The organism is Olsenella sp. KH3B4, from assembly GCA_900111695.1.
GTDB lineage: Bacteria > Actinomycetota > Coriobacteriia > Coriobacteriales > Atopobiaceae > Tractidigestivibacter.
Genome location: FOHD01000018.1, coordinates 1 through 3,282 on the forward strand (window position 1 = coordinate 1; position 3,282 = coordinate 3,282).

2 rRNA genes are annotated in these 3,282 nt (G+C 65.1%); both read right to left on the reverse strand.

The features are described from left to right. Positions 1 to 83, reverse strand: a 5S ribosomal RNA gene (rrf, locus tag BMX94_RS10440); the annotation flags it as partial. Positions 84 to 181: 98 nt separating this feature from the next. Continuing rightward, positions 182 to 3,119 (reverse strand): 23S ribosomal RNA (locus BMX94_RS10445). Positions 3,120 to 3,282: the final 163 nt, after the last annotated feature.

A 3,282-nucleotide genomic window follows, 5' to 3' on the forward strand; every position in this document is an offset into this window, starting at 1 on the left:
CCCGCAGTACAATCGGCGCTCGGGGGCTTAACTTCCGGGTTCGGGATGGGACCGGGTGTGCCTCCCCTGCCATGGCCGCTGGCCGTCTGGGGGCGTTCTGCCTCCGGGTCGTGCCCGCCGGGCCCTGGGGGCCGCACAGCGCGCGCAAGCCAGACCCCCCGGGACCGCCCATGGGAAGGGCATGCGGAGGAGCTCGGCCGATTAGTGCCGCTCGGCTGAGGCGGTCGCCCGCCTTGCACCTGCGGCCTATCGAACTCGTGGTCTACGAGTGGCCTTACCGAAGGGAGATCTCATCTCGGGACGGGCTTCCCGCTTAGATGCCTTCAGCGGTTATCCCGACCGGACTCAGCTACCGGGCAGTGCTCTTGGTGAACAACCCGTGCACCGGAGGTCCGTCCACCCCGGTCCTCTCGTACTAGGGGCAGCCTCCCTCAGATCTCCTGCGCCCACAGAGGATAGGGACCGAACTGTCTCACGACGTTCTGAACCCAGCTCGCGTACCGCTTTGAATGGCGAACAGCCATACCCTTGGGACCTGCTCCAGCCCCAGGATGCGATGAGCCGACATCGAGGTGCCAAACCTTCCCGTCGATGTGGACTCTTGGGGAAGATCAGCCTGTTATCCCCGGAGTACCTTTTATCCGTTGAGCGACGGCCGTTCCACGCCGGGCCGCCGGATCACTAGAGCCTGGTTTCCCACCTGCTCGACCTGTCCGTCTCGCAGTCAGGCCTGCTTATGCTCTTGCACTCAGACGGGCGGTTGCCGACCGCCCAGAGCAGACCTTCGCGCGCCTCCGTTACTCTTTGGGAGGCGACCGCCCCAGTCAAACTACCCACCTGGCACGGTCCCCGCGCCGGTTCACGGCCGCGGGTTAGGACGCCAGTTCGTCGGGGGTGGTATTCCAAGGGCGACTCCCCCGGGACTGGCGTCCCGGGTTCACGGTCTCCCACCTATCCTCTACGCGACGGACCGGCGGCCAATGCCAAGCTGCAGTAAAGGTTCACGGGGTCTTTCCGTCCTTCTGCGGGTAAGTCGCATCTTCACGACTAGTGCAATTTCGCCGGGGCCATGGTTGAGACAGCGTCCAAGTCGTTACGCCTTTCGTGCAGGTCGGAACTTACCCGACAAGGAATTTCGCTACCTTAGGACCGTTATAGTTACGGCCGCCGTTTACCGGGGCTTGGATTCGCCGCTTCGCCGAAGCTGACGGCTCCTCGTGACCTTCCGGCACCGGGCAGGCGTCAGACCCTATACGTCGCCTTACGGCTTCTGCAGAGTCCTGTGTTTTTGGTAAACAGTCGCTTGGACCTTTCCGCTGCGGCCGCCCCAGGCTCCGGGAGCGAGTCCCATCACCCGAGGCGGCACCCCTTCTCCCGAAGTTACGGGGTGATTTTGCCGAGTTCCTTAACCATGGTTCTCCCGATCGCCTTGGTATTCTCTACCCACCCACCTGTGTCGGTTTGCGGTACGGGCCCCGGGCGGCTGCCTAGGGGTTTTTCTCGGGAGCATGGGCTCACTCGCTTCGCTCAGTCGCTTCGTCCGGCGCCTCGGGCACGTGGCACCCGCGCTTCGCCAGGTGCCGCCCTACGCGCCATCACGGGGACGTCCAGAACCCCGCCGAGCTACCCTCCTCCGTCGCCCCATCGGTCGTAGCGCCACCACGGGGGTGCAGGAATGTCGACCTGCTGTGCGTCGGCTACGCCTTCCGGCCTCGCCTTAGCCCCCGACTGACCCTGGGAGGATTAGCCTTGCCCAGGAAACCTTGGGTTCACGGCGGCGGCGTTTCGTCACGCCGCTCTCGCTACTCATGCCAGCATCCTCACTCCCGGCAGGTCCACCGGGGGTCGTCCCCCGGCTTCGCCCCTGACGGGAAGCTCCCCTACCACCGGACTGGGTCCGGTCCGCCGCTTCGGCGCCGTGCTTAGCCCCGTATATTGTCGGCGCATGTCCACTCGACCAGTGAGCTGTTACGCACTCTTTGAATGGGTGGCTGCTTCTGAGCCAACATCCTGGTTGTCTGGGCAGACGCACATCCTTTGCCACTCGGCACGGACTTGGGGGCCTTGGCGGGCGGTCTGGGCTGTTTCCCTCTCGAACACACAGCTTAGCCCACATGTTCTGACTCCCGGGCTCCGGGCCCTGGGTATTCGGAGTTCGGTTGGCTTTGGTAGGCGGTGAGGCCCCCGCGGCCATCCGGTGCTCTACCCCCCAGGGTAAGCGCCCGAGGCTAGCCCTAAAGCTATTTCGGGGAGAACGAGATATCTCCGGGTTTGATAGGCCTTTCACCCCTATCCGCGGGTCATCCCCCCAGTTTTCAACCTAGGTGGGTTCGGCCCTCCACGGGGTCTTACCCCCGCTTCAGCCTGCCCGTGGATAGCTCACCCGGCTTCGCGTCTGCGGCGCGCGACTGCTCGCCCTGTTCGGACTCGCTCTCGCTACGGCTCGCTTCGCGGCTTGGCCTCGCCGCGCACCGCAACTCGCTGGCTCATTCTACAAAAGGCACGCCGTCACAGCCCCGGGGGGCTGCTCCGACTGCTTGTGGGCACGCGGTTTCAGGTGCTGTTTCACTCCCCTCCCGGGGTGCTTTTCACCTTTCCCTCACGGTACTGGTCCACTATCGGTCACAGGAGAGTGTTCAGGCTTGGAGGGTGGTCCCCCCTGCTTCCCACCGGGTTTCACGTGTCCGGCGGTACTCGGGAGCCACCCGGCAGGGCGCGGGGCTTCGCGTACGGGGCTGTGACCCTGTCTCGCCGGCCCTCCCAGGCCGTTCCGCTGCCTCGCGCCTTTCTGACTGCCATGTTGGGTGGTCCCACAACCCCGGCGGCTGTCGCCAGCGCGCCGGTTTGGCCTCTTCCCCTTTCGCTCGCCACTACTCGGGGAATCTCGTTTGATTTCTCTTCCTCGGGGTACTTAGATGTTTCAGTTCCCCCGGTTGCCCCCCGCCACCGTATGTGTTCCGGAGGCGGGCGCCGGGCCTCAAGTCCCGGCGGGTTCTCCCATTCGGAGACCCACGGCTCGTGCGGGCATGTGCCCCTGGCCGTGGACTATCGCGGCTTGTCGCGTCCTTCGTCGGCTTCCTGTGCCAAGGCATCCACCGTGTGCCCTTGGTATCCTTCGCGCCGGCATCGGCCGGCGCCCTTCGTTCTCACGCAATAAATCGTGCATGATGCGATCCACTAAATTGGAGAATCTTCGCTTGCGTCACGCTATGCGGCTCTCAGGGTGCGGCGGGGGCTCGCCCCGGGGACCGGATGCCGTGCGCCCATGGGGCGCGGCGAAGG